Raw genomic sequence first — 26407 nt, 5'->3', positions numbered from 1 at the left:
TATATGTTTTATTATTTAGTTAATTACTTAAATACTTAATTAAGGAGGCCACATCATGAAAGAGGCATTTAAAGCCCTCGCCGATCCAACGCGTCGGAAAATCCTTGATTTACTCAAAGGTAAAGACCTCACCGCTGGCGAGATTGCCGACCAATTTGACATGTCAAAACCAAGCATTTCTCAACACTTGAAAATTTTAAAGGCCGCTGATTTAATTGAAGCTGAAAAACAAGGACAATACATTTCCTACCATTTAAACACGACTGTTTTTCAAGAATTAATTAGTTGGGCGATGTCGTTTACAAAAGGAGATGATACAAATGCGTAAACACCTACCCTTTATCTTTTTATTAATCGCAACACTCATTATGTGGATCATCGCTTATCCAAATTTACCTAATCAGATTCCGATGCAGTGGGGAACTGATGGCAGTGTCAACTGGACCGCCCCTAAGCTGTTAGGGATGTTGGTGAATGTCGGTATTTTACTCGTGATTTACCCTATACTTGTCCTTAGCCCTAAATTAGATCCAAAACGTAAAGGTTACTTATACACGTCAAAAGCTTATTGGATCATTATTTATGCTGTCCTTGGTTTGTTGGTCTTTGTGAATGCTTTTGTTATTTTTCAAAGCTTAGGGTTTGACTTAAATATTGAGCTTGTCATTCCTATTCTTGTTGGTATTTTATTCATTATCATCGGTAACTACATGCAGACAGTTAAAGCCAATTGGTTTATGGGCATCCGCACACCTTGGACACTATCGAGTGAAACAGTCTGGCGTAAAACACACCGTCTGGGCTCAAAACTATTTATGATTTGTGGTCTGTTATTTTTCCTTATTCCTTTCTTACCAGTTGACTTAATGGTTTATATGATTGTCATACCAGCGATATTAGCGGGACTTATTCCTACCGTATATTCTTATGTACTCTATCGCCGTGAACAAAAGGAGGATTCAAATGACTGATTTATATTTACCAATTAATATCGTGTTGTTATTGTTGCCCCTAATTCTGTTACAGTTCATTTTAACCACCGTCGCCGTGATGAGTTGGTATAAAGCTGACCAAGACATACGTTTAAACGGCAACAAATGGGGATGGTTAATGATCATTTTACTCATTAGCACCCTTGGTCCAATTTTATTTTTCATTTTTGGAAGGAGACAAGATTAACTTATGATTCATATTCAATCGCTCCAAAAAAAATTTCAAAATATCGAGGCCGTTTCGTCTATTAACCTAAAGTTAGAAGAAGGTCAAACAATTGCCTTACTCGGTCCAAACGGTGCTGGTAAAACAACGACTTTCCGGATGCTTTCAGGACTCATTAAACCGACGTCGGGTACGATTCAATTTGACCAAGTAATACCTAACAGCGACCGCCGTCATTATATTGGTTATTTGCCTCAGTATCCTCATTTTCATGGCTGGATGACAGGATATGAGTTTCTTCTTTTAATGGGGGAGTTAAGTGGTATGACCAAAGCTGATGCAAAAGAACGTGCCGAGTTGTTGTTAAAAAAAACCGGCCTAGCTGAAGCAAAACATAAGCGAATTAATGGTTATTCTGGTGGGATGAAACAACGTCTCGGTATTGCCCAAGCAATGATTCATCAACCGAAACTATTGATTCTTGATGAACCCGTCTCATCACTTGATCCTGTCGGAAGGCGCGATGTCTTGAATTTATTAAAAACATTAAAATCAGAAACCACCATTCTATTTTCAACGCATATCTTATCAGATGCTGAAGAAATCAGTGATTATTTAGTCGTGATGAATCAAGGGAAAATCGTCGAACAAGGACAAGTTCATGACTTAGAGAAGAAATATCAGAAACAAATCATTAAATTTGGTGTTGATGAACAACCAGAAGACTTTATTCAGATACTTGAAGCTCTCCCTTATGTTAAACAAGTTAAACAAGAACGTAATTATTATTATCTTGAAACGACAGATGTTACCGCTACACGAGAAGCCATCTTAGCATTAGTAGCTGATAAGCACCTTGCGCTTAACCATTTTTCGATTGAAAAAACAACGCTTGAAGAAATGTTTTTGGAGGTGATTGGATTTGAAGCGACTATTGACCCTGCTTAAAAAAGAGTTACGGATGCATCAGCGTAACCACAGTTTGATCTGGATTCCGATTGTCTTTATTCTTTTAGCGATTATGGATCCAATTACAACCTACTTCTTACCCGTCATTCTAGAAAATGTTGGCGGCATGCCTGAAGGCGTGACCTTTGATATCCCGGCTGTTCCCGCAAGTGAAGCGTTCGGTCTCAGTTTATCGGAGCTAAGTATGTTTGGCGTCTTAATCACTATCTTACTTACAGCCTCATCAATTAGCCAAGAGCGTCAAACCGGTGTCAGTGAACTGTTACTAGTAAAACCGATCAATGCTTCGCATTATATTGGTAGTAAAGCCCTCGCTAAAATGGTCGTGTTTACTGGCGCAATCGTCATTAGCTTGTTATTTAGTGGTTATTATGTCGCGATTTTATTTGGGTCATTACCTCTGATTTACATGATGTTAGCAATTATTTTTTATAGTTGTTGGTTTATCTTCGTTATTAGTCTGACACTTGCCTATGCCGCTGTGATTCGCCAACAGTATATGATTGTTGGCATCACGGTGCTCACACTCGCAACAGGCTCAATTATTAACGGGATCTTTCATCACAAAATCCCTTGGTTTTATAATAATTTATCTGCGCTGATTGTTGAGATGCTCCAAACAAAGACTGTATCAATCGACCTCTTATTAAATGTTGGTTTACTGCTCATTACAAGCCTTGCGCTCCTTTTACTTAGTTTCACGCTATTTGACCGAAAAGAACGCTTGTAATAACTAAAGAACCTGTCTCTTTGCACAACACAACATGCAAAAGCGACAGGTTCTTTCATTTGTCTTAAGTTAAATAATTGATATACAGTGATTTAATCCTGCACTCTTACAACCGGTAACGTGCAACATCTAAAAGACCCACCTGATTTAATGATCTCATCAAAAGCGACTTCAATCACCTGATAGCCTTTGTCTTTTAATTGCTTGTTTACAGCTTGATTATTAGGTAAGCTGATCACTTTTTTATCACCAATCGACAAGACATTTGTACCAAGGGTAAATTGCTCATCAGCTGAAACGTCAATTAAGTTATAGCGTTGTGCTAACAGTTCAACCGCTTCGTCTGTTAAACCGTCACGATAAATAAGCGCATCTGTTTGACTTACAATATTAAACGTACAGTCTAAGTGCAAAATATCCCCCACTAAGGGTAATGGACACAGTTCGTAGTCAGGTAACTGTTGTTTGAGTAAGTCAATCGAAGCTTGTGTTGTACGTTCACTCACACCGACATAAATTGTTTTTCCATCAATCAAAACATCCCCGCCCTCTATCGACGGTCCAACTAGCGGTTGAAAAGGCGTGTTACTTTTTTCTAGTGCATCAGTTAAAAGCTTCGTCTCTTCTTTACGGATGTTACTCGCCATATTGGCAATAAATAATGTCTTACCTAAGATGAAGCCAATATCGCGGGTAAATACTTGTTCATTGAGATGGTCTTTCACTGGCAGATGCTCAACTTCAATACCTTCATTTTTTAATACATCGACAAACATTTGATGTTGATGCGTCGCAACTTCGGTATCTATATTGTCAGTTAAAAAATGTTTTTGTGTTTCATTAATCACTTCTGTGATTGCCATATAAGTAGGTTCCGCTACGATGACGCGGGTTAACCTGTCATATTCTGATTGACATACGGTAGTCATAAGTGTTTCTCCCCTTCAGCGTACTTTTCCACTATTATACCAGACTTTTTCACAAACAAAACTGACAGAACCTTTGTCAAATATAGCTTTATCCAATAACATTTATCTTTATTCACAAAAAATCATATTTTTTTAATATTCTATGTTGAAAAAGGTAATTTATTGAATAATTATTCAGATGTTTTTTTCTAAAAAAATATCATACGCTCTTAGTTTGAGCGTATGATTCCGTTTATCTTATGTTTCATTTGGATTTAGTCTATTCGGATACCTTAGTTACAACAATCTGATCATCAACAATATCTGCTTTAAAAGCAGTGATATCAGATTCATCTAATAAGATATCAGTAATACCGTCTTCAATGGTTTCTTGGATGACTCGTCGAAGTGGACGTGCCCCAAATTCATGATCATAGCCGATATCCACAAGGTGTAACTTAGCTTTTTCTGTCACTGCTAGTGTATAACCTTGTTCTTTTAAATTTTCATTTAATTCATTTAACATCAAATCAACAATCTTGATTAAGTGCTGTTGCTCTAAATGATTAAAGGTGATAATCGCATCAAAACGGTTTAAAAATTCTGGTTTAAAGTAATCTTTTAGCTGAGAGAGCGTTGAAACAGCATCTGTTTCCGATTTGTTAAAACCAACATGTAACTCTTTCACTGCACTGCCAGCATTACTTGTCATAATGATAACCGTATCTTTAAAATTAACGGTACGACCATGACTATCCGTTAAACGACCATCTTCCATAATTTGCAGGAACATATGTTGAACATCGGGATGGGCTTTTTCGATTTCATCAAGTAATATCACGCTATAAGGTTGCCGGCGAACTTTTTCTGTCAGCTGACCTGCTTCTTCGTGACCGACATAACCTGGGGGAGATCCAATAATTTTAGATACCGTATGCTTTTCCATATACTCACTCATATCAAGGCGAATTAAAGCATCTTTACGACCAAACATTTCTTCTGCGAGTACTTTTGTTAACTCCGTTTTCCCAACCCCCGTTGGCCCGACAAATAAGAAGGATCCAATTGGACGATGTTTTGATTTTAATCCGGCCCGGCTACGACGTATCGCCTTCGCTACTTTATCGACAGCAACTGCTTGACCAATCACTTTTTTCTCAAGATGTGCTTTTAAATCTTTCATCTTTTGTTGATCATCTGCTTGCATCTTTCTCACAGGAACACCAGTTTTCTCTTCAATGAGTAATTGAATCGCTTCTGTTGTGACTTCAATTGACGGTGTACCTTCATGATTTTCTAACTTCTTCTCTAACTGTAACTCCTTGTGACGTAAATGTGCGGCTGTTTCATAATCTTCTCGTTCTGCTGCTTGTTGTTTTTCTATCGCCATCTGTTTTAATTCATCTTCAATCGTTGATTCATCTGATTCAGATAACGTTAAATTCAACCGTGCCCCAGCTTCATCGATTAAGTCAATCGCTTTATCTGGTAAGAATCGGTCCTGAATATAGCGCTTAGACAATCGTACCGCCTGTTCAATCACATTGTCACTATAGGCAACATGATGATAACTTTCATAGCGGTCCTTAATACCTTGTAAAATTTGAATCGCTTCATCTTCTGTTGGTTCCTTGACGATTATCGGTTGGAACCGGCGTTCAAGCGCTTGATCTTTTTCAATTTGACGGTATTCCTTTAACGTTGTAGCACCAATTAATTGCAGCTCGCCTTTAGCAAGTGCTGGTTTTAGAATATTACCGGCATCCATTTGAGATCCTTCCGCCGTACCAGCACCAACAAGTAAGTGGATTTCATCAACAAATAGAATCACGTTTTCACGTTCTTGTAGTTCATTGATTAACCCTTTCATCCGTTCTTCAAATTGACCACGCACTCCCGTGTTAGCAACAAGTGATGCAACATCAAGTAAATAGACGTCTTTCTCTTTTATTTTTTTGGGCACATGACCATCAGCAATTTTTAATGCTAACCCCTCAGCAATCGCTGTTTTACCAACACCTGGTTCCCCAATTAAGACGGGATTATTCTTATTACGGCGATTCAATGTTTCAATCACGCGTTTGACCTCTCGTTCACGACCAATGACTGGGTCAATTAAGCCTTGCTTTGCTTGGTCAGTAAGGTTACGTCCGAGCTGGTCAAGTAAGCCATCATGTTGAGGTGCTTCTGTTTTAACACCGGTTTGACGTTGAGTATACCGAGGTTGTTCATCAAAGTCATGTGGTGCTTGTCCTAAGAAGCCAGATGGGTGAAGGGATTCATTGCGGATTTCTTTAAAACACGTCTCACACACGTGAAGTTGTTCGGTGTGACCATTTATGCGTAAGGTGACGTTAACATTTGCGGGACGAACTTGACATTTTTGACATTTCATTTTATTTTCCTCCTTCATTCAGTATAATAATGGAAGGTTCTTATCATTTGACTATCTTTGACCTTTCCTGACTCCAGTATACTTTGACCTTCTTTGACTTTCAAGTATTTTGTTTGATTTTTATGTTTTTTTTCTAAAAATAGAGCGATGGTCTCGTTAGTCCAACAAATTAAAAGGGTTAATAATATGCCGATTCGTGGTATATACATAATACTGATACTTATTAAAGGCGGGATGAAAATGCAAATCAAAAAAGACAATTATTATGCCCTTATTGACATTGGTTCAAATACGATGCGACTAGTTATTTATTTACCAAATGAAGCCGGACGCTTTCGTGAAATAGAAAACGTCAAAGTAGTGGCTCGATTAAGAAATCATTTAAATGATGAAGGGTACTTATCTGATGAAGGTATCACTATTTTAATGGAAACCTTAGAGGAATTTAAAGATGTTCTAAACATCTATCCACTGAAACACTTTACTGTTGTTGCAACGGCGACGGTTCGACAAGCAAAAAATTCAGATACAATCATTCAAATGGTTAAAGAGCATCTTGGTTGGGACATGCAAATTCTTTCCGAAGAGGAAGAAGCCTTTTACGGATATTTAGCCATTGTAAATTCAACCTCACTCACTGAAGGTGTGACTGTTGATATGGGTGGTGGCTCGACCGAGGTCACGTACTTTAAGAATCGTAAACTTATTTACGCGCATAGTTTTCCTTTTGGTACATTAAGTTTACGTCAGTTATATGATGATACGTTATCTGAAGCAGCTAACCTAGCTACAGTAAAAAGCTATGTTAAAAAGGCATTTCACACATTAGATTGGCTAAAAGATTTATCAGTACCTATTATTGCGATTGGAGGAAGTGCGAGAAACGTTGCCCAAATCGATCAAATCGATAAAGATTATCCAATGGCCGGGTTACATCAATACCCGATGCTCCTTAAGGATTTAAATCGAATAAAAGATCATTTACTTAGTTTATCCGATAAAAAACGGATGAAAGTAGAAGGGTTATCAAAAGACCGGTCAGATATTATCTTACCAGCGATTATGACGTTTATTACACTTTATAAGTACACCCATGCTGACCGTTTTGTATTGAGTCAAAAAGGTTTGCGTGACGGTATTAACTATGAATTACTATTTCATAAACAAGAAGAGCCATATTCGCCTAATGTACTAGAAGATTCTTTTCAAGAACTTATTTCTGACTTTGATTTAGATGTAAGACAAGTCTTTCAAGTTCAGCATCTTACCCGTGAAATTTTTGAGACGTTGCTTGACCATAAAGTTAAAGGCTTAACTAAAGAAGATTGGACTATACTTAGACGTGCCAGCTATGTATTTAATATGGGGGACTATATTGATAATGAGTCAAGTGCCCAGCATACCTTTTATTTACTTAGTAACCGAACCATTGACGGTTTAAGCCACCGAGAAAAGCTTGAACTTGCTCTTGTTTCTTCGTTTAAAAATAAAACCGTTTTCAAACAGTTTGTGCGCCCTTATAAAAGTTGGTTAACAAAAACCGAGCGCAAAAAAATGATGCTATTAGGTGCCTTACTTAAATTCACCTATTGTTTAGATGCGACTAAACGACGTGCGATTAGCGACGTGTCGCTTACCGTTAAAAAGAAAACCATCAAGCTTACCTTGACTCATACTAAAAATGCTGCCCCTGAAATTTATCAAGCAGAAAAACAGAAGAAGCATTTAGAAAAAGCGTTAAAACGTACGATTGATTTAACGTTTGTTAAGGCTAGTAAAGATAAGGAGTGACAACTATGACAGAACCCATCATTATTGACTCACCAGAACACTTTAACAATCGTGAAATTAGTTGGTTGCGCTTTAATAAACGGGTACTAGAGGAGGCGATTGATGAACAAACGCCTTTACTTGAACGGTTACGTTTTATCGGGATTTTCTCTAATAACCTTGATGAATTTTTTATGGTCCGCGTTGCTGGTCTAAAAGACCAAGTACGAGCAGGCTTTAATCGACCAGAGAATAAATCCGACTTAACTGCCTTGCAGCAGCTAAAAGCCATCACAAAAGAAGCCCATCCACTTGTAAAACAACAACAGGATTATTATCGTACGTTAAAACAGCAATTAGCCGACGAAAACATTCATATCGGTTTGATCGATAAGCTAACAAAAAAAGAATTAAAATGGCTTGACACGTATTTTGAGCAGGTCATCTATCCGGTATTAACACCGCTAGCCATTGATGCTTATCGGCCATTTCCGATACTACAGAATTTATCGTTAAACATTGCCGTTACACTACACCATCCAGATGAAAAGGAAAAAAAACTAACAGCAATTGTCCAAGTACCAGCGCTTCTTAATCGATTTGTCAAAATTAAAAATAAACATCATTATCTTTTATTGGAGGATGTCATCCGGTATTATATAAATCGCTTATTTACTGGTTATACCGTCGAAGATACGATTTGTTTTCGGATCACACGTAACGCTGATATGAACTTACATGAGGAAGGCTCACGTGACTTACTAAAAGAAATCGAAAAAGAGCTTAAGAAACGGCGCTGGGGAGTGGCAGTTAGATTAGAAATTATGGGGAGTCAAGGGAAACATAATCAGCATATGATTAACTTTTTAAAATATGTATTAGAAGTTTCAAACGACGACCTTTACTATCATGACGGCCCGCTTGATTTCACATTCTTGCTTAATGTTTATAGCCAACTAAAACAAACCTTTGAGCATCTTGTATTTCAAACATTAATTCCACAACCACCAAAAGAAGTTGAACCACTTGTTAATATTTTTGATCAGTTACGTCGGAAAGATATTATGTTGCACCATCCCTATGAATCCTTTGAAGTGATTGTTGATATGATTGACCAGGCAGCCACAGATTCTCATGTTTTAGCGATTAAACAAACCTTATACCGCGTCAGTGGGGATTCACCGATTGTCAATAGTTTAAAACTTGCTGCCGAAAACGGGAAACAAGTCACTGTGCTTGTCGAATTAAAAGCTCGCTTTGACGAAGAAAATAATGTCCAATGGGCAAAGGCATTAGAAAAAGCCGGTTGCCATGTGATCTACGGGATTACTGGATTAAAGACACATAGTAAAATTACCTTGATTGTTAGAAAAGAACATGAACGAATTGAACGTTTTGTCCATTTAAGTACAGGAAACTATAATGATCAAACTGCCAAATTTTACACCGATTTATCAATTTTAACATCACGACGTGAATTTGGAATTGATGCAACGTTATTCTTTAATTTCTTAAGCGGTTATACCTTTAAGCCAACTTTTCATCATTTATCAATGGCTCCTTATCAGATCCAAGCTGACTTCATTCATTACATTGATCAAGAAATGACTTATCACGAACAACATGGTGATGGTCATATTATTGCAAAAATGAACGCCTTAACTGATAAACCACTTATTTTAAAATTATATGAAGCATCGAATAAGGGGGTTAAGATTGAATTGATTGTGCGCGGTATCTGTTGCTTAAAACCAGGTATCAAAGGCGTCAGCGAAAACATTACTGTTTCGAGTATTGTTGGTCGTTTCCTAGAGCATAGTCGGATTTATTACTTCCATCACCACGGGACTAACAAAGTCTTTTTAGCTTCATGTGACATGATGACACGTAACATGATTAAGCGAATTGAATTACTTTTTCCTATTCTTGACCGGCACCATAAAAAGCGGGTAATAGATATCTTACATTTACAACTCCATGACAATCAAAAGGCACGTTACCAACTAGCCAATGGGTGTTATGATTATAAACAACAGATTGATGAGGACATAGTCTCTAGTCAACTTTCATTCTTTGACATGGCCTATCAAACATCACCAACAAATTGATACCGTACATTCTCACGGGTGTTTGAAACGATAAGAATAAGCTCATAACTTATCAAAGAAAATCACGGACTTTCACCATATAGACAGGCAATCAAACAATCGTCTTCAATCACTTATTGATTATTTCGAGTGATCGTATTCACTCAATTGACAAGTTGCGTCTATTTTTTAATAGCTAATTCTTCCATAATTACTTTTCCATCTAAAACGAACATAGTGATCAAAAACAACGAATGCAAAGCCAAAGATAATGATGACACCAATCAATATATTTAACATATTTTCGTCTCCTGTTGAATGTCCAGCTTGATTCATGGCGTAAAGCTTTATTTAAAGCGATTCACAAAAAACTTCTAAAAAAGACAAGTCCTAATGGACTTGTCTTTCATTACTTTAGCTTTTTTTCCATCGACTCAATCATTTCAATTAAACGGTCAATGTCTTCAAGTGAGGTTTCGCTTGGTTCGAGTTCATCTAGCTGTTGTACAAATGCTTCTAGCTGCTGTTTAAGTTGCTGTATTTTCGGATTGTCTGGCATGAAAAAGCTCCTTTTTAATTATGTCCCTCTATCGTACAAAAAAAGCAGCCTGCTGTCTAGTATGTTATAATAACTATCTAAAAGTAACCAAGCAGGAGGAATAGTATGTCGCTCTCACAAATTAATGAATTATTACAAAAAATTTTAGAAAACCATATAACGCAATTACTCATTGGTGGTTTTGTCATCTTTATTGTCGCTGTCTTTTTACAGCGGTTGGTTCGCTCTGTTTTAAGTCGAACAACTTTAATGGATGGCAAAGAATCTGATACCGTTATATCCCTTTTACAATCTGTTATTAAATACATTGCCATCCTAGGGTTTTTATTCTTTGCCTTAAGTATCTTTGGTTTAGATGTGGGTGGAATGCTAGCTGGGGCTGGGGTTCTTGGTATTATTATTGGTTTTGGTGCACAAAGTCTCGTGCAAGACTTACTCGCTGGCTTTTTCATCGTCTATGAAAAACAACTTCAAAAAGGTGATTGGGTTATTGTCAATGAAAAATACGAAGGGATAGTGGAAGAAGTAGGCTTTCGCGTCTTGAAAATCCGTGATTGGTCTGCGACTATTATCTCAATAAATAACGGTCAAGTAACATCCGTTGAAAATTTCAACAAAAGTAAAATGCGAGTTTTAGAGCGTGTGACAGTCAGTTACTATGAAGACCCCACCAAAGTGTTACGGATTCTAGAAGATGTCTGTACGGATATTAACCATGAACTGCGAGACTATTTAAAACAGAATATTTCCGGACAACCGATTGAACCATTTTCAGTTCTTGGGGTAGACTCAGTCAATGATCAACACCAAGGTTATCGCTATATTATTTCTGGATTAGTTGGAGACTTGAATTACTTTGGCAATGCAAGAACGGTAAAAACAATTATCGCAAAGCATATGTTTAAAAATCAAATAAAAATGCCCCATCAAGCCATCCACATCACTGATATGGACCAGCACAACGGACAGTAATCTTGCCCGTTGTGTTTTTTGTCTTAGAGCGAATAAACACCCTCTTCAAACACTCAAGATAATATTGGGTGGAGATAGTTCAAAGATAAAGACAATGGCCCCTTTTTCGAAAAATAAAAAGCATGTACAACGAAAGGACTCTGTGTCATTTCGTAATACATACTTTCCATTATCACTTATCTTAATGAGACAACTTCTAATGTTTCATCAATCTCAACACTGTTTTCTAAAGCACGACTAATCATACAACGCTCTCTTGCTTGTTCTAAGAGACGGTATAGTTTATCAATATTTAAATTACGCCCTTTAACAACAAAGTGCAATTTAATCTTTGTCATTTTATGATCGTCTTTTGGATCTTTCTTTACTTCTGTTCGAATAAAAAAGTCATCTACATGTGTGTGATGTAATTCTAATAAATCAGTAAATTCCTTAGCACTTGACCCAGCAATCGATGCCACCAATAAGTGTTCCGGTTTATAACCATGGTATGGGTCTTCAGAAACATCTAAAATACCATATTCCACTTCGACACGGATACCTTCTTCTTTAAATTTAAATAACATAATATCGACTCCCTTTCTTACGATAGTTTCTCTTTTCCCTATATTGAGTTGTGATAAGCATCCTTCTCTCTTTTTTAAAACTTATCCCGTTATGAGTATAGTCGTTTGACCTTCATTTCATAACTTTATTGAAGGCTCAATCTTTCTATTCCTTTCTAGTTTATCACTTTTCAGAATTTGATGCTTAAATAAACACTTGGATTTTTTCACTTTTTTAACACTTTCTCATACATTCCCTCGTCTAAGAAGCTTGTCTTTTCTAACTAAACGTATTAAAGTAAGACTGTTGTTTAAATTTATCGGTAGATAAGGAGGGAAATATTGTCTAAATCAATGCGTTTTAATATATTAATCAGTTTTGTGACCATCTCTGGTTTTACTCAAGGGATGTTGTTGCCCCTATTAGCCATTCTGTTAGAAGATATGGGTGTGTCATCAAGTATCAATGGTTTACATGCGACCGGATTGTATATTGGGGTCTTGATTGCTTCTCCTTTTATGGAGAAACCACTCCACCGGTTCGGATATAAACCAATGATTGTGACAGGTGGTGCATTAGTCTTTATTTCATTATTATTGTTCCCGCTATTCCCGTCTCTATTTGTTTGGTTTATATTAAGGCTCGCTGTCGGTGTCGGTGACCATATGTTAAACTTCGCCACACAAACCTGGATCACCTCGGCAACTCCGCAATATAAGCGCGGGAAAATTATCGCTATATATGGACTGTTCTTCAGCCTAGGATTTGCACTTGGACCACTCATGTTAAAACTCGTAAAAGTGCATCCACACCTGCCCTTTTTCCTTGCGAGTCTTTCCTGCTTCGTAGCTTGGCTATTTGTTTTATTTATCCAAAATGATCATGTTGAGCAAGATGAGACGATTCAAACTGTCAAAATTCAATCGATTTTCATTCGCTTTGGCCTTACTATTAAGCTTGCTTGGCTAAGTTTGCTTGGACCGTTTGCATACGGAATTTTAGAAGCTGTCTTACATGGGATTTTCCCATTGTATGGCATGCGGATTGGTTATTCTGTAGATACAATCGCTTATATTATCCCGCTCTTTTCCATTGCAACACTTTTTACCCAAGTACCGCTTGGAACAATAAGTGATAAGATTGGACGCAAGAAAATGTTGGCAATTGTAACATCTGCCGGAACCATTATGTTCTTTATCGGTGCTCTATTTGAACAGCACTTTTTTGTCATTATCTTAACCTTTATAATAGCTGGTGGTTTACTCGGTTCATTGTTTTCAATGGGCGTCTCCTTTATGACAGACTCCTTGCCAAAACAGTTACTACCGGCAGGGAATATTATGTGTGGGATTAGTTTTAGTTTAGGAAGTATGATTGGTCCTTACTTTGGCGGGGCAGTAATTCAAAAATTTCCGGACGTTTCCTTGTTTTATAGTTTAACTGTTATGTTACTCATCATTGCCCTTTTATTTATTTTTTTCACTCCTAAAAGAGTCCAAATAGAGTCCACTTAAAACCTAAGATTATAAACGCTAACATTAAGTTTATCAGCTAGAAAAAAGAGTCTGCTTATTTAAAAAGCGACTCATTTTTCTAGCTATTTGTTTAATTACGATCAACAAACCTTGAAAAACGTATTTCCAATCGTTCTTGAAAAGCACTAATCAAAATGCTGAGTGGCCAGTAGATCATAGCTACTAAGGTATACATCGTTAGAAAATCAAACGATCGTCCACTAGCAATCTGTGTTTTTTGAAACAATTCAGGTACAGTTATAACTGCCGCAAGCGATGTTGCCTTTACTAAATCTAAAAAGATATTTGTCAGCGGTGGTAATGCGATTCGCATTGCTTGTGGTAAGATAATGCCCATTACTGTTTGTCGGTAATTCAAACCGAGTGATTGCGCTGCTTCCCACTGTCCGTGTTCGACACTATTAAGGGCCGCACGATTCACCTCTGCTATATAGGCCGTGGCGTTTAAACCGAATCCGATCACCGCTGCTTGAAATGCAGAAAATTCGATACCTACAGCGGGTAAACCAAAATATATAATGAATAGAAAGACTAATATCGGTGTTCCACGCATAAATGAGATATACACTCGGGCGGGTAACCGAAACCGCCTACGTTCACTCCCTCTAAGTAAAGCAACGGGCAGGCCAAGTATTAAACCAATTACCATACTAAAAAACGAAACCGCAATCGTCATTGGTAACCCAGAAAGAATGAGCGGTAAATTTTCAATGGCCTTATCCAAATTAAAAAAACCTACATCAAATGTCATCATCATTACCGCCTCCTTCCAGCAAGAAATTAATTAAATATCTAACCCCTCAATGATTTCAACTTCTGCCTCTGTCGGTTCAGAAGCATCCTCACCATAGAACTCAATCGCAATCTCTGATAAAGTACCATCATCACGCATTGCTTCTAATGCTTCATTAACAGCTGCTTCAAGTTCTGTTTCATCCTTTTTCATCACAAGCGCTTGTTCGGTTGGATGAAACTTCAAATCCGGATGCATCATAATATCAAAGTCAGGAAAGGCTGCTACACCAAACTTAATTAAATAATAATCATTCACAACAACATCTGTTCGACCAATTGAAACATCTCTTAAGTAAGCTTCATTACTTGCATTTCCGTAAGTTTCAACTTCTGCACCAAAATGTCGGGCGATTTCAGACGAAATTGTTGTTGCCCCACCACCATTGATCTTACCTTCTAAATCTTCAAGCGCATAGATGCCAGAATAATCACTTTCTCTTACAACCATCGTTGAATACGAATACTTATATGGCTCTGAGAACGTAAATGCCTCTTTTCTATTTTCCGTTACAGAAAAATCGTTAGCCGCTAAATCAACACGCCCTGTTTCAACAGCAGGTAACATACCGTCCACACTCATAATTTCAAATGCTACGTCTAAATCTAAACGGTTCGCTACTTCTCGCGCTACTTCGACATCAAATCCTGTTAATTGATCTGCATCATCATAATAAGAAGCCGCAATTAATGTCCCAGATGTAGCTACTGTTAAGACACCTTTATCTTTAATTTCATCATATATTGTTTCCTCTTCTGAACAAGCACTTAAAACTAATACACTGCTAAGTAAAAAAGCCGCAAGTATTTTTTTCAACTTTTCCATCCCCTTTGTTTGTTATCTGATAAATCACTTATTTCGTTACTCACTATATCAACTATTAGATTGTAATGCAACCAAAAAACATTAACTGTACTATATTTATAATCTTATCTGTAATATAACAAAATTCATTTTTTTACTCCTGTGCCACAAATTATTCACATTTCAGCATCGTTTGCGTATCCATTCTTGCATTTTGAGAATTACTTGTTATAATTAAATTATAATTATTATAATTTAATTATTAAAGAAAAGACTAAAAAAATACCTTAATTAATGGGTTTAAGATAAATATTAGTGATTATAATTCTCAATTAGAAAACGGAGGGGTCATTTATGAGCGAAATAACTAAAAATATTATAAATAACAATAAGACTCATTCTCAATTAGTACAGATGCAATTTAAAAAGGTAAAGAAACATCAAGAATTAATTGCTGCGATCATTAGCGGGGCACTTATTTTAATCGCTTGGGTCTTTAGCAATCAACTTCCAGGGGGCACTTATATTACATTAAATATTTTAGCCTTTTTGGTTGGGGGTTACGCAAAAGCAAAAGAAGGCATCACCGAAACAATCGAAAATAAGACATTAAACGTTGAACTGTTAATGATCCTTGCTGCCATTGGATCTGCCGTGATCGGTTACTGGGTCGAAGGTGCGATTCTTATCTTTATTTTCTCACTTTCCGGCGCAATGGAGACGTACACGATGCAAAAAAGCGAGCGGGATTTATCCAATCTTATGCACCTACAACCTGATCAAGCACTTCGTATTAATGATGATAATGAAGAACTTGTCTCAATTGATGAACTGAGTATTGGTGATTTGATTTATGTCAAACCTGGCGAGCGAATGCCAGTTGATGGTAAGATTATTAAGGGACGCACCGCCATCGATGAAAGCGCCTTGACTGGTGAGTCAATCCCAGTGGAAAAATCATTTGGTGACAAAGTATTTACCGGAACGATGAACAAAAGTGGCAGCCTTACAGTTGAAGTAACGACAGATAGCCGTGATTCATTCGTACAAAAAATTATGACCCTTGTACGCTCAGCGCAATCGGAAAAATCACCGTCACAATTATTTATTGAACAATTTGAAAATGTATACGTCTATGTCGTTTTAGGTGTAACAGCTTTAATGATGATACTCCCTCCTTTTATCGTCGGTTGGAGTTGGAATGAAACCTTTTACCGGGCAATGATTTTACTCGTCGTTGCCTCACCCTGTGCGCTTGTCGCCTCAATTACACCAGCGACACTATCGGCAATTTCAACAAGTGCTAGACGCGGAATGCTCGTAAAAAGTGGTGTACATTTAGAAAATTTTGATAAAATCACGGCAATTGCTTTTGATAAGACCGGAACACTTACTGTTGGTCGTCCTGATGTCACTGACTTCATTACAAGAACAAACGAAGAAGATCAGGAGATTATACAGCGGATTATTCAAATCGAAAAAGGTTCAAGTCATCCGCTTGCAGAAGCGATGATTCGGTATAGTGCAAACCACCTCGATCCATTGACTGTCAATGCTTCAGATGAAATGACAGAAGTGACGGGTAAAGGCGTCAAAGCAAACTTCAATGGTGATGTATGGGCAATTGGTAACGAAAAACTATTTAATGCTTCATCAGACAATTGGTATGAACAACAAGCAACTGTTTTAAAAGGACACGCAAAAACCCTCGTCTATGTTACAAAAAATGATGAAGTTGTTGCCATCGTTGCTTTAAAAGATGAAATTCGCCAAGATACGATTGAAGCAATTAAAACATTCCAATCCCTCGGCATTGAAACCATTATGTTAACCGGTGACAATATAAAAACAGCTGAGGCTATTGCAGAGGAAGTTGGCTTAAGCCGCTATGTAGCTAGCTGTATGCCGGAAGATAAGGTGACGGTATTGAAAGAATTAAGAGAAGAGTTTGATACTGTTATGATGGTCGGCGATGGTATTAATGATGCGCCGGCACTTGCGACTGCTCATATCGGTGTTGCAATGGGCGCAGGGACAGATGTCGCTTTAGAAACGGCTGATATCATCTTAATAAAAAACAAACTTTCTAAATTGGTTGATCTATTCAGTTTATCAAAACGGATGAATACCATCGTGAAACAAAATATTTTCTTCTCGATCTCTGTGATTGTCTTACTGATTGTCTCAAATCTCTTTCAGTTTATTAATTTACCACTTGGGGTTGTAGGGCACGAAGGGAGTACCATCCTTGTCATTTTAAATGGTTTACGCTTACTCAAATATAAAGAATCTGGCTTACCTTCTTAAACCATATATATAAAGAAAACGACACTAAACAAACGACGTCTCCAAAACCCAGGCGTCGTTTGTTTTCATTCTATAGAAATGACTCATCTTAATAGTTATACTTTATTAATCAACGAGACTTTGGTGATAGGTGCGTTTTTCTTTATAAAGCTTATGATCAGCATGTTGATAAATTTGTTCAGTCGTTTCAAAGCCATTTTTAACAGACAACCCTGAACTGAAGGAGACCTGTTTGATATAGTTTTCTTCGTATTGTTGCAATAAGCTATTTATTTGCTCATGATACGTTTCATTCACGTACTCACCCTCTATCACAACAACAAACTCATCTCCTCCTAGCCTTGAAACAAGCGCATTCTTATCAAATACACGCTTAAGAACTTGTCCAAAAGCTATTAGCGTTTGATCTCCAGCGAGATGGCCATAAGTGTCATTTATCATTTTAAAATGATTTAAATCAAACAAATTAAAGCTAAACGGTTGATTTCCTTCAATCAAATGCTCGACATACATTTCGTAACTTTGACGATTATATAATTTTGTTAAGTGATCCTCTTCTGTCGCTTGTGATTCTAAGAAAATATAAGCTACTAAAATGCCCAGCACAACTGATGTCCACGAGAAATATAGCCTCGAATTAAATAGCTGCACAATCATACCAAGAATCGGCAACATAAAAAACCAAGTGAAAATATGTTGAGCATGTTTAGTCACGAGACGGCGATGCCGGTATAGTGAGACAATCATATAAATATAAATACTTGCGAGTACGACATAATGAAAATCTTTAAAGTCACCACTGGAATAAATATTTGTGACTGGATCCACCTCGAAATAAATCGGGTTAAACAAATTGACAATAAGTATGATCACCGTCACGACACTCCATTGTTGATAAAATAACCGCTTACCTAATCGTTTTGGGTCGTGAAACGTATGATAATCCACATAACTCATTAATAAGCCACCTAAAACAGGACCAACAAGAAATAACAAGATATTCGTGCCATACTCTAAAACATAGCTGAACGGAAATACCTTGCCGTCAAAAATCCATGTCAATGGTTCAACAATAATCGCGACTGCAGAGACAAGCATAATAATCCGTAATAGAAACTTGCCATAGCTTTTCACTTTAAGTTTCAATTTGATCATTGCGTATAAAATTACGACAATCAAAAGTGCAAAAACATTCAACTGAAATTGAACAAAGTACTCCATACCCTCACCTACTCACCCTTAAAAATTTAATAATTCCGAAAATCAGTTGTAAATGATACTTCATGTGACCCATCTTTCTATTTAAATTGAGTTCATTAACTTCATGTACTAAGCTCATTCTGTAGTGAGAAAAGATATTGACCCTGCTAACAAGGCCAATATCTTTTCCCAAATTTTGAATCATTCTAGTTAATATCTTTGTCTTTATTTAATTGATTTACTTCTGTTAATTCTTGTTTATCTCGCTTGATTAGTGCTGTTTGATTTGGTTTCTTCTTCGCACTTGAATCTGACTTTTTCTCCTTACTTGAATCATCAGACTTTGGTTTGCGCTGATGATTTTTGCGGTTCTTTTGACTTGAACGACCTCGATACTTCGCCGTTAACGCATTGATTTCTCCACCTGTAATTACAACAATACCGGTAATATAAAACCAAAACATCATAATGATAATACCACCAAGGCTACCATATGTGGCTGTATAATTCCCAAAATTATTGACATAAAAACTAAAACCAAACGACGCTAACTGAAAGCCAAGTGTCGCAAATAAAGCACCGTAAAGTGTATCTTTTATATATACTTTAGCGTTTGGTGCTAAACGGTATAGATACAAGAAAACAACAAAGAAAATTGATGAAGATATGACCCATCGTAACATATTCCATACATCAATGAATGTCTCAGATGCACCAAAGAACGAAAAGATATAAACACCAATCGCCCGGCCAAAGATAGGCAGTAATAAAGCGACAAGAATTAAAATGAGCATCGATACTAGCAATAAAATTGCGATTAAACGTCCCACTAAAAAGGAACGATTTTCTTCAACATCATAAGCTTTATTTAATGAGCGCATCACCGCATTAATGCCATTTGAAGCAGACCAGAGTGTACCAATGATACCAACAGATAATAGTCCACCTCCACTAGCATTTACAACTTGTTCTAAGTTTGACTCAATCAAACTCATTGCCTCCCCAGGAATATAGCCACTTAAGTCCGAAATCAATGATGCCGCATCAAACGGAAAGTAACCGACTAAAGTCACGAGAAAAATTAACAATGGAAACAGCGAAAGTAAAAAGAAGTACGCCATTTGTGCAGATAAGGAGGTCACTTCATCTTCGGTAAAGTTCTTAAATAAATCGATACCGAATTGTTTTAACCGTTTCCAGTTGGGACTGTTCATTTTATTCGCCTCCTTGTTATTCACACATATCAGTCAATCTTTTTATCAATATTGTTCAGCAGATTCTCTATTTTATCAGCAGATTGGACCGTTAGGTCTAACGCTGTTTCAGAAAAATCTATCACACAAGCGAGCTGTTTACGGCACTGATGCATCAATTCTGCTGGATGTTTGGCATAGTAACGACATTCCAACATCTGATTGTCCATCGTTTCTTTACATTCACGGCGGACATTTTTATCAAACAAACTAATAGCGGCTCCTGATAGGGCACCAATCGCAATAAAACCTAACATTTTTTTATTTCGCATTTGTTTCACTCCTATTATTCAGATTCATTTAGTATTTGAGCTAATAATTTCTCTGCCCCTAATTCAATCAGTTCAAATGTTTCATCAAACTTGCCCGTATGATAAGGATCAGGCACTTCCTCTAAATCATTATCAACGACATCCATGTAGTTAAATATCTTAGCCGTTGGCATTTCTTGTCTTAAAGCCATTACATCCTGGCGATTTTGATTGTCCATTGTAATAATATAATCAAAATCGTCTAAATCACTTGATTTGATTTGACGAGCCACCATCCCATCATAAGTAATACCTACTTGATCCAACTTATCACGTGTCCCTATGTAAGGGGGCTTTCCTTCATGCCAATGGCCAATGCCTGCTGAATCAATTTCAAATTGATCTATCAATCCTCTCTTTTTCACTAAATCTCTAAAGTATGCTTCTGCCATCGGCGAACGACAAATATTCCCGAGACAAACAAAAAGTACTCTTATCATAGTATATACCACCTTTTTTAATTGATTACACCTCATTATAGCTAAAAATACTATAAGTTAAAAATATTCTAACTTAAAAAACAAGTGATCTTATCATCACACTAACTGTTTGATGATAGATCACTTGCTTTTTACTTTGCCTTTAAAATTCGCTCCTTTATATCCACCGCTCTAATTGGTTTACTATAAAAGTACCCCTGGTAAAAGTCACAGTTCTCTGCCTTTAATAACGACAAGATAGCTTCATCTTCAACACCCTCTGCGACGACTCTTAAGCCAAAGTTATGTGCTAGTTGAATCATGGCTTTCACAATTGCGGCACTACTTTGTTCTTTGAGAGCACTTCTTACAAATGACTGATCAATTTTTAAATAATTAATTGGGAATTGTTTTAAGTAGCCAAATGAAGAATAACCGGTACCAAAATCATCGATTGACAATGAGATACCCATTTTACGTAAACAATTCATTGTTAAAATGCACTCTTCTGTATTTTGCATTACACTATTTTCAGTAATTTCAATCTCCAAGAAATGCGGATCCATATTCGTTTCAGTCAGGATGGATCTTACTTTTTCTGAGAAGTCTGTTCGTTGCAACTCAATTGCCGAAACATTTACTGCAATACGAATTGGCTCGTAACCTTCTTTTAACCATGTTTGATGTTGTTGACACGCTTCTCGTATCACCCATTCACCAATTTGTGTAATCACACCTGACTCTTCTGCCAGTGGGATAAATTTCGCTGGTGAAACAGGTCCTTTTTTCGGGTGCATCCAGCGAATTAACGCTTCAAGACCAATCACTTCACCTGTAATGACATTAATTTGCGGTTGATAATAAAGTTCAAACTCCTTGTTATACAAGGCTTTTCTAATATCCGCATCAAGAATTAAGTTCTCATTATAATCTTCTTCCATGGTTTCTGAAAAAAATAGTGTGTGATTACGCCCGTTTAATTTGCAATAATGAACAGCAACATTTGCGTGTCGTACGAGTTGTTCTTTTGTTGTTGCATCTAGACTAAATCGGCTGACACCAATTGAAGCAGAGACAAACACATCTTGCCGATGAGAGGTTACTGGTCGATTAATCGCTTGAATCATTCGCTCGGTTAAGTTTTTTAATCTAGCCTCGTCACCTGTAGTGATAATCGCAAATTCATCACCCCCATAGCGATAGAGGGTATCGAAGTCGGTCAGTTCGGCACGAATACGTGTCACAACCGTTTGAATAACATCATCCCCGATAACTTCCCCAAGGGTGTCATTAATGTTTTTTAATTTGTCGATATCGCAAATTAACAGTGCCAAATCACGCGGTTGATGGTGGAGATAATCTGTCAAATCATGCTTGAATTTCTCTCGATTCGGTAGGTCAGTTAATAAGTCATAATACGTTAACCGTTTCGCTTTCTTTTCCGCTTCTTCAAGTGAGGTCACATCACTCGAACTCCCAACCACTTCAACAACTTGCCCCTTTTCAATAATTGGCACCAATGTCGTTAGCAGTATTGTTTGTTTATATTGATGTTTAAAACGAACTTCTTCCCCTTCAAACGCGCGTTCAAAATAATAGGTGAGTTCAGGATTTTGACCAAAGAAAACGTCATGGCCTGTCACAATCTGATCAAATGACGGTGACATTTTTCGGATTAATTTCCCTTCAAATAAACGGAAACGGTAGCGATTAACTGTTTTGTCACGATTCACACGAAAAGTCAGGTTCATCACATGACTGAGTACTTTCCGGTAATCATCATCAAGTTGCTCTAATATTGCTTTATCACTCTTTTTCACATCGGTAATATCCGTATGGAACACGATAAATTGAAACGGCTTTTGATCCCCATCAAGAATAGGAATAATCGTTGTTCGATACCAAAGGGCGGTATTTGTTTTGGCGACTGTTACAATGTCTCCCGTCCATACATCACCTTGTTGAATGGTTTGCCACATATCATTATAAAATTGATCATCATGGACTTTCGCATGAAGCATACGATAATGATGGTCAATCAATTCGTCTTGTTGATAACCTAAATGTTTAGCAAAACTTTGATCACAATAAGTTAAATAGCCTTTATCATCCAACAGAATAATATCAAATGTTCGACTCACACTCTTATTCAATTCGTCAGTTGAAAAGACTTTTGTTGAGACATATGTATAAAGGTGCTTCTTTAATTCATCTTCAGCAAGCTGTCGTTCTTTAAATTGTTCAAGTAATTGACTCAATGTTTGTTGTTCTAACATGTCTGTAATCGATGGGTTAGTCATAGCATCACCTTTAGTTTATTGTAATTTATTGGTTCTATTCGTTTTTTTATTATTCTCTTCTATAGTATAGCGAATTTTAATGATAAAACCTAGTTGTCGCTAAACAAAATAACAAGAAAATTGTTCATTATTATCTACATTCCTTAACATTTTAAACATCTATATATTTATATCGACATTCTAATCACAATCTTTAGAGCATTTTCCATTGCCTTTCTGTCATTTTCTCGTCAATATTTGTATAAACTTTTAAATTAGCCCTTGTTATAAGTACGGTATCAGTTGATAAATATACTCAGTTAAAGTAAGTATTTACCTCACGTAATCAAAACAAAAAAGCAACCATTAAGACATAGTGATGTCTTCGGTCACTTTTTTACACACAGCCAATAGATAAGCTGCTTAGGCTCTCTATTTGAGATTACTTTTTACACGCTCATAAATAATATCTGCAATTTTTTGCGACTTTAAATTTTTGTAAGCCTCTGGCATCAATGGCTCTCCAACTGTTAAAGAGACATCTGCCTGTTTCATTTTTCCGTCGTTTGCCTCCAACATAAGATGTGTTCCGTTAATTGTAATTGGAACGATCGGCACTTCTGCCCGCGTTCCTAGCCTTAAGCTCCCCGACTTAAATGGCACGATTGGCCCCCCTTTTGATCGGGTGCCTTCCGGGAAAATCACCATGTTTTGTCCGCGTTTAAGACTATTCACACCATCCTCTATCACTTTGATCGCAGCCCGGCGGTTACTTCGGTCGATAAAGACACATTGCAGCTCTTTCATCCAGCTTCTAATGAGTGGGATTTTTTTAATCTCTTTTTTTGCAATAAACCCGATTGGGCGCTCGATATAGCCGAGCAATAACAGAATATCAAATAATCCTTGATGATTAGAAGCGAATAATACCGGACCTTCAGGTATTTGTTCTAACCCAGTGACGGTTACTTTTGTTTTCGTTTTTTTAATCACTCGTTTCGACACACTTTGTGGAATTTTGTAGATAGCTTGTCCTTTCGGTCCGTAAGGATCATCCGGCAATTTTTGAGCGTGTTTTAATTTTGGCAATGTTTGAATAGTAATTCGGATCGCATATAAATAAATCCATAGCGTTTTCATCTGTCTTCTCCTTCGATAGGGCTAATTTATGTCACTTCGCTGTGACATACCGTAATATGATTGTTGTTTGATTGTTAGCTATTTGTTATGCACCTGATAGAATACCTAGCGTTACATGTAAAAAATAGACTTAATCCTTATTTATTATAATAGATTTTTAATCTTTCGTGAACCGGTAGTTGTATCTTTCCTGATTTAGGTCTAATGACGTTTGTTCATAAAGCAAACATTATGCTAGACTGCAGAAGATTAAAGTATGAGATTGTCTATATTCATCGATGCTAGACAAAAGAATGTAGACGGATTAATTTATGACAAAGGGGCTTATATATGTTTCAACCAATTCAGTTAGGCATTGACTTAGGTACCGCCAACACCTTAGTCTATCATAAAAATAAAGGCATGATTTATAATGAACCAACCGTGATTTCTGTTAATCGACAAACAAATAAAATCACCGCAACAGGACAGGTTGCTAAAGTAATGGTCGGAAAAACACCGGCCCATATTGATACTATTCGACCACTCCAAGAAGGTGTGATTGCTGATTTTGATTTAACGAGTCAAATGCTAAAACTCGTCCTATCCAAAGTACAACAAAACTTGAATCAACGCTTTAGAAAACCGCGGGTGACGATATGCGTCCCGTCTGGCAGTACAGCGGTAGAAAAACGGGCAATTGAAAATGCTATGCATTCATTCGGGGTTAAAGCGGTACAATTAATCGAAGAACCTGTAGCGGCGGCGATTGGCGCCGGTCTACCTATTACAGCACCAATAAGCAGTACCATCGTTGATATTGGCGGTGGGACAACAGAAGTAGCAATTATTTCTTACGGGGGTGTTGTCACTAGTCGTTCACTAAGGACCGCAGGGGATGATTTAGATAAGGAAATTATTCAACACGTCAAAAATAAGTACAATATTATGATTGGTGAACAAACCGCTGAAATGATTAAACAAACCATTGGTTACGCACCAGGCGCACATATGGAGGAGACATTAAACGTCAGAGGACGTGACCTCCTTACTGGTCTACCGCAGTCCGTCACTTTAACATCGACTGAGATACAATCAGCTTTAGTCGACACACTTAATCAGATAGTGTTAATGATTCATCAAACATTAGAATCATCACCACCTGAACTAAGTGGTGACATTGTCGATTATGGCATTACCCTTGTCGGGGGTGGCGCTTTACTAAAAGGCATCGCCCCTTGGCTTGAACAAGAATTACATGTCCCAATCCATATTGCAGATGAACCGCTCCTTGCGGTTGCTAAAGGGACATTAATGACGATCAGCGATAGCCATCGTGATCGTCCATCAATCGATAATGTTGACAGTGAAACACTAGATGTTGCGACGGAAAAAGTAATCGGGTCCTAACGGACTTGACAACATTAAAAAGCGAAGACAACCAAATGTCTTCGCTTTTTACAGGTTCATTTATCACATAGCTTATAGGTGAACTGTTAAAACTTCTGTTTCACCTTTTACCACTGATTTATTAATATCTTTTTCAATCGAACCGACATCACTTGTAATCACAAGCGGTGTAATCGTCTTTGCCTTTTCTGCTACAAAGTCTAAGTCAACCGTAATCAATTTATCGCCAACATTCACTTTATCTCCTTGACTTACGTGTGCGGTAAACCCTTCACCATCTAACATAACTGTATCTAAACCGATGTGAATAAGATACTCGACACCCGCTTTAGATTTAATACCAATCGCGTGTTTTGTTGGGAATAAGTTCACGATTTCGCCACCAATAGGCGCAACTACCTCACCATCTGTCGGCTTAAAAGCAATACCGTCACCCATCATTTTTTCAGAGAAAGTTGGATCGGGTACTTCTGTTACATCCACCACTTCTCCAGTCATAGGTGATACGAGTACTTCATGGTCAATTTTTTCTTCTTTACCGAATAATTTTTTAAACATATACTTTGTCCTCCTTGTTTTATACACTTATATGATTCTATACCCTATTTTAAAAATTTCAAGCATAATGTTTAGATAAATTCTAATATCTATTCTATTAATTCTAAAGCCCGTTTCAGTTCTTCAACCTCTTCTTTTGATAACGTCAAACCTTTCCCCATCTTGTCATGATTATCTGACCAATCGCGTAAATCATACTTTGGTTCACGATTATTCCATGATACAAGATTGAGTTCTTTTTTCCAACCTGATGCATTTTCGGATAATACCGCTAAATGTTTAATAATCTCATATGAAATTGCCATCTAATGTCCTCTCTCCTCTC

Annotated in this window: 25 protein-coding genes; 11 read left to right on the top strand and 14 right to left on the bottom strand. The window is 37.1% G+C overall.

Translation table 11 applies throughout. The features are described 5' to 3' along the window. Positions 1–55 precede the first annotated feature (55 nt). The 5 genes from BM098_RS04170 to BM098_RS04150 are packed head-to-tail and all read left to right on the top strand — an operon-like array spanning position 56 to position 2857. Positions 56–328: an autorepressor SdpR family transcription factor gene (locus tag BM098_RS04170; RefSeq protein WP_089830728.1), complete on the top strand. Its 273-nt coding sequence runs from the start codon at positions 56–58 to the stop codon at positions 326–328. Next, positions 321–971 carry an SdpI family protein gene (locus BM098_RS04165; RefSeq protein ID WP_089830726.1) on the top strand — a complete coding sequence of 217 codons (651 nt, stop codon included), beginning with the start codon at positions 321–323 and terminating at the stop codon, positions 969–971. Before BM098_RS04170 ends, BM098_RS04165 begins: the two co-directional genes overlap by 8 nt. After that, positions 964–1179 (top strand): PLD nuclease N-terminal domain-containing protein, encoded by a 216-nt coding sequence (locus tag BM098_RS04160; protein WP_089830724.1) that lies wholly within the window; start codon positions 964–966, stop codon positions 1177–1179. Before BM098_RS04165 ends, BM098_RS04160 begins: the two co-directional genes overlap by 8 nt. A gap of 3 nt (positions 1180–1182) precedes the next feature. Next, positions 1183–2106 carry an ABC transporter ATP-binding protein gene (locus tag BM098_RS04155; RefSeq protein ID WP_089830722.1) on the top strand — a complete coding sequence of 308 codons (924 nt, stop codon included), beginning with the start codon at positions 1183–1185 and terminating at the stop codon, positions 2104–2106. Next, the gene (locus BM098_RS04150; protein ID WP_089830720.1) at positions 2081–2857 is read left to right on the top strand and encodes an ABC transporter permease; all 777 of its coding nucleotides are present in this window, start codon (positions 2081–2083) and stop codon (positions 2855–2857) included. The genes BM098_RS04155 and BM098_RS04150 overlap by 26 nt, the downstream gene beginning before the upstream one ends. A gap of 92 nt (positions 2858–2949) precedes the next feature. Here BM098_RS04150 and BM098_RS04145 read toward each other — a convergent pair whose 3' ends face one another. Then, positions 2950–3786 carry a dimethylarginine dimethylaminohydrolase family protein gene (locus BM098_RS04145; RefSeq protein ID WP_089830718.1) on the bottom strand — a complete coding sequence of 279 codons (837 nt, stop codon included), beginning with the start codon at positions 3784–3786 and terminating at the stop codon, positions 2950–2952. Between the two features lie 259 nt (positions 3787–4045). Then, positions 4046–6160 (bottom strand): ATP-dependent Clp protease ATP-binding subunit, encoded by a 2115-nt coding sequence (locus tag BM098_RS04140; RefSeq protein ID WP_089830716.1) that lies wholly within the window; start codon positions 6158–6160, stop codon positions 4046–4048. Between the two features lie 240 nt (positions 6161–6400). On the opposite strand from BM098_RS04140, the gene BM098_RS04135 reads away from it, so the two are divergent. Together BM098_RS04135 and BM098_RS04130 are read left to right on the top strand one after the other, a co-directional pair. Further along, positions 6401–7951, top strand: a complete 1551-nt coding sequence (locus BM098_RS04135) for a Ppx/GppA family phosphatase (RefSeq protein WP_089830714.1) — start codon at positions 6401–6403, stop codon at positions 7949–7951. A 5-nt stretch (positions 7952–7956) separates the two neighbouring features. Then, positions 7957–10038 carry an RNA degradosome polyphosphate kinase gene (locus tag BM098_RS04130; protein WP_089830712.1) on the top strand — a complete coding sequence of 694 codons (2082 nt, stop codon included), beginning with the start codon at positions 7957–7959 and terminating at the stop codon, positions 10036–10038. A 388-nt stretch (positions 10039–10426) separates the two neighbouring features. On the opposite strand, the gene BM098_RS13560 is transcribed toward BM098_RS04130, so the two are convergent. Beyond that, the gene (locus BM098_RS13560) at positions 10427–10576 is read right to left on the bottom strand and encodes an SE1561 family protein (RefSeq protein WP_186819678.1); all 150 of its coding nucleotides are present in this window, start codon (positions 10574–10576) and stop codon (positions 10427–10429) included. 105 nt (positions 10577–10681) lie between these two features. Here BM098_RS13560 and BM098_RS04125 point away from each other — a divergent pair, with 105 nt between their 5' ends. Continuing rightward, positions 10682–11548, top strand: a complete 867-nt coding sequence (locus tag BM098_RS04125; RefSeq protein WP_089830710.1) for a mechanosensitive ion channel family protein — start codon at positions 10682–10684, stop codon at positions 11546–11548. 176 nt (positions 11549–11724) lie between these two features. On the opposite strand, the gene BM098_RS04120 is transcribed toward BM098_RS04125, so the two are convergent. Further along, a complete protein-coding gene (locus BM098_RS04120; protein ID WP_089830708.1) occupies positions 11725–12114 on the bottom strand; it encodes an OsmC family protein in 390 nt (129 codons plus the stop codon). A gap of 321 nt (positions 12115–12435) precedes the next feature. Between BM098_RS04120 and BM098_RS04115 the strand changes: the two genes are divergently transcribed. Then, a complete protein-coding gene (locus tag BM098_RS04115) occupies positions 12436–13608 on the top strand; it encodes an MFS transporter (protein WP_307725228.1) in 1173 nt (390 codons plus the stop codon). Between the two features lie 91 nt (positions 13609–13699). Here BM098_RS04115 and BM098_RS04110 read toward each other — a convergent pair whose 3' ends face one another. Together BM098_RS04110 and BM098_RS04105 are read right to left on the bottom strand one after the other, a co-directional pair. Beyond that, a complete protein-coding gene (locus BM098_RS04110; RefSeq protein ID WP_234987409.1) occupies positions 13700–14383 on the bottom strand; it encodes an amino acid ABC transporter permease in 684 nt (227 codons plus the stop codon). Positions 14384–14413: 30 nt separating this feature from the next. Beyond that, entirely contained in the window at positions 14414–15247 is an 834-nt protein-coding gene (locus BM098_RS04105; RefSeq protein ID WP_089830704.1) for a transporter substrate-binding domain-containing protein, read from the bottom strand. Positions 15248–15580: 333 nt separating this feature from the next. On the opposite strand from BM098_RS04105, the gene BM098_RS04100 reads away from it, so the two are divergent. After that, entirely contained in the window at positions 15581–17533 is a 1953-nt protein-coding gene (locus BM098_RS04100) for a heavy metal translocating P-type ATPase (RefSeq protein WP_089830702.1), read from the top strand. 105 nt (positions 17534–17638) lie between these two features. Here BM098_RS04100 and BM098_RS04095 read toward each other — a convergent pair whose 3' ends face one another. From BM098_RS04095 to BM098_RS04070, 6 genes are all read right to left on the bottom strand, one after another. Beyond that, complete coding sequence (locus BM098_RS04095; protein ID WP_089830700.1) at positions 17639–18754, bottom strand: GGDEF domain-containing protein; 1116 nt, start codon at positions 18752–18754, stop codon at positions 17639–17641. A 185-nt stretch (positions 18755–18939) separates the two neighbouring features. Then, complete coding sequence (locus BM098_RS04090; RefSeq protein ID WP_089830698.1) at positions 18940–19947, bottom strand: YihY/virulence factor BrkB family protein; 1008 nt, start codon at positions 19945–19947, stop codon at positions 18940–18942. 29 nt (positions 19948–19976) lie between these two features. After that, the gene (locus tag BM098_RS04085; RefSeq protein WP_089830696.1) at positions 19977–20258 is read right to left on the bottom strand and encodes a hypothetical protein; all 282 of its coding nucleotides are present in this window, start codon (positions 20256–20258) and stop codon (positions 19977–19979) included. Between the two features lie 14 nt (positions 20259–20272). After that, entirely contained in the window at positions 20273–20737 is a 465-nt protein-coding gene (locus BM098_RS04080; RefSeq protein WP_089830694.1) for a low molecular weight protein-tyrosine-phosphatase, read from the bottom strand. A gap of 131 nt (positions 20738–20868) precedes the next feature. Next, the gene (locus BM098_RS04075; RefSeq protein WP_234987408.1) at positions 20869–22992 is read right to left on the bottom strand and encodes an EAL domain-containing protein; all 2124 of its coding nucleotides are present in this window, start codon (positions 22990–22992) and stop codon (positions 20869–20871) included. 435 nt (positions 22993–23427) lie between these two features. After that, positions 23428–24135 carry a lysophospholipid acyltransferase family protein gene (locus BM098_RS04070; RefSeq protein ID WP_089830690.1) on the bottom strand — a complete coding sequence of 236 codons (708 nt, stop codon included), beginning with the start codon at positions 24133–24135 and terminating at the stop codon, positions 23428–23430. Between the two features lie 330 nt (positions 24136–24465). Here BM098_RS04070 and mreB point away from each other — a divergent pair, with 330 nt between their 5' ends. Beyond that, the gene (gene mreB, locus BM098_RS04065) at positions 24466–25524 is read left to right on the top strand and encodes a rod shape-determining protein (protein ID WP_089830688.1); all 1059 of its coding nucleotides are present in this window, start codon (positions 24466–24468) and stop codon (positions 25522–25524) included. A gap of 72 nt (positions 25525–25596) precedes the next feature. Here the strand turns inward: mreB and BM098_RS04060 are convergent, their stop codons facing one another. Together BM098_RS04060 and BM098_RS04055 are read right to left on the bottom strand one after the other, a co-directional pair. After that, positions 25597–26082 carry a PTS sugar transporter subunit IIA gene (locus BM098_RS04060; RefSeq protein WP_089830686.1) on the bottom strand — a complete coding sequence of 162 codons (486 nt, stop codon included), beginning with the start codon at positions 26080–26082 and terminating at the stop codon, positions 25597–25599. Between the two features lie 89 nt (positions 26083–26171). Then, positions 26172–26387 carry a YdbC family protein gene (locus tag BM098_RS04055; RefSeq protein ID WP_089830684.1) on the bottom strand — a complete coding sequence of 72 codons (216 nt, stop codon included), beginning with the start codon at positions 26385–26387 and terminating at the stop codon, positions 26172–26174. Positions 26388–26407: the final 20 nt, after the last annotated feature.

The sequence above is a fragment of the Halolactibacillus halophilus genome, from assembly GCF_900115605.1.
In the GTDB taxonomy this organism is placed as follows: domain Bacteria; phylum Bacillota; class Bacilli; order Bacillales; family Amphibacillaceae; genus Halolactibacillus; species Halolactibacillus halophilus.
This window is presented reverse-complemented; position numbering and strand designations above follow the sequence as displayed.

What these genes read in the sequence shown, in the direction of transcription:
- BM098_RS04170 (WP_089830728.1), top strand. Translation starts at nt 56, where the DNA reads ATGAAAGAGGCATTTAAAGCCCTCGCCGATCCAACGCGTCGGAAAATC.
- BM098_RS04165 (WP_089830726.1), top strand. Translation starts at nt 321, where the DNA reads ATGCGTAAACACCTACCCTTTATCTTTTTATTAATCGCAACACTCATT.
- BM098_RS04160 (WP_089830724.1), top strand. Translation starts at nt 964, where the DNA reads ATGACTGATTTATATTTACCAATTAATATCGTGTTGTTATTGTTGCCC.
- BM098_RS04155 (WP_089830722.1), top strand. Translation starts at nt 1,183, where the DNA reads ATGATTCATATTCAATCGCTCCAAAAAAAATTTCAAAATATCGAGGCC.
- BM098_RS04145 (WP_089830718.1), bottom strand. Translation starts at nt 3,786, where the DNA reads ATGACTACCGTATGTCAATCAGAATATGACAGGTTAACCCGCGTCATC.
- BM098_RS04140 (WP_089830716.1), bottom strand. Translation starts at nt 6,160, where the DNA reads ATGAAATGTCAAAAATGTCAAGTTCGTCCCGCAAATGTTAACGTCACC.
- BM098_RS04135 (WP_089830714.1), top strand. Translation starts at nt 6,401, where the DNA reads ATGCAAATCAAAAAAGACAATTATTATGCCCTTATTGACATTGGTTCA.
- BM098_RS04130 (WP_089830712.1), top strand. Translation starts at nt 7,957, where the DNA reads ATGACAGAACCCATCATTATTGACTCACCAGAACACTTTAACAATCGT.
- BM098_RS13560 (WP_186819678.1), bottom strand. Translation starts at nt 10,576, where the DNA reads ATGCCAGACAATCCGAAAATACAGCAACTTAAACAGCAGCTAGAAGCA.
- BM098_RS04125 (WP_089830710.1), top strand. Translation starts at nt 10,682, where the DNA reads ATGTCGCTCTCACAAATTAATGAATTATTACAAAAAATTTTAGAAAAC.
- BM098_RS04120 (WP_089830708.1), bottom strand. Translation starts at nt 12,114, where the DNA reads ATGTTATTTAAATTTAAAGAAGAAGGTATCCGTGTCGAAGTGGAATAT.
- BM098_RS04110 (WP_234987409.1), bottom strand. Translation starts at nt 14,383, where the DNA reads ATGATGACATTTGATGTAGGTTTTTTTAATTTGGATAAGGCCATTGAA.
- BM098_RS04105 (WP_089830704.1), bottom strand. Translation starts at nt 15,247, where the DNA reads ATGGAAAAGTTGAAAAAAATACTTGCGGCTTTTTTACTTAGCAGTGTA.
- BM098_RS04100 (WP_089830702.1), top strand. Translation starts at nt 15,581, where the DNA reads ATGAGCGAAATAACTAAAAATATTATAAATAACAATAAGACTCATTCT.
- BM098_RS04095 (WP_089830700.1), bottom strand. Translation starts at nt 18,754, where the DNA reads ATGGAGTACTTTGTTCAATTTCAGTTGAATGTTTTTGCACTTTTGATT.
- BM098_RS04090 (WP_089830698.1), bottom strand. Translation starts at nt 19,947, where the DNA reads ATGAACAGTCCCAACTGGAAACGGTTAAAACAATTCGGTATCGATTTA.
- BM098_RS04085 (WP_089830696.1), bottom strand. Translation starts at nt 20,258, where the DNA reads ATGCGAAATAAAAAAATGTTAGGTTTTATTGCGATTGGTGCCCTATCA.
- BM098_RS04080 (WP_089830694.1), bottom strand. Translation starts at nt 20,737, where the DNA reads ATGATAAGAGTACTTTTTGTTTGTCTCGGGAATATTTGTCGTTCGCCG.
- BM098_RS04075 (WP_234987408.1), bottom strand. Translation starts at nt 22,992, where the DNA reads ATGTTAGAACAACAAACATTGAGTCAATTACTTGAACAATTTAAAGAA.
- BM098_RS04070 (WP_089830690.1), bottom strand. Translation starts at nt 24,135, where the DNA reads ATGAAAACGCTATGGATTTATTTATATGCGATCCGAATTACTATTCAA.
- mreB (WP_089830688.1), top strand. Translation starts at nt 24,466, where the DNA reads ATGTTTCAACCAATTCAGTTAGGCATTGACTTAGGTACCGCCAACACC.
- BM098_RS04060 (WP_089830686.1), bottom strand. Translation starts at nt 26,082, where the DNA reads ATGTTTAAAAAATTATTCGGTAAAGAAGAAAAAATTGACCATGAAGTA.
- BM098_RS04055 (WP_089830684.1), bottom strand. Translation starts at nt 26,387, where the DNA reads ATGGCAATTTCATATGAGATTATTAAACATTTAGCGGTATTATCCGAA.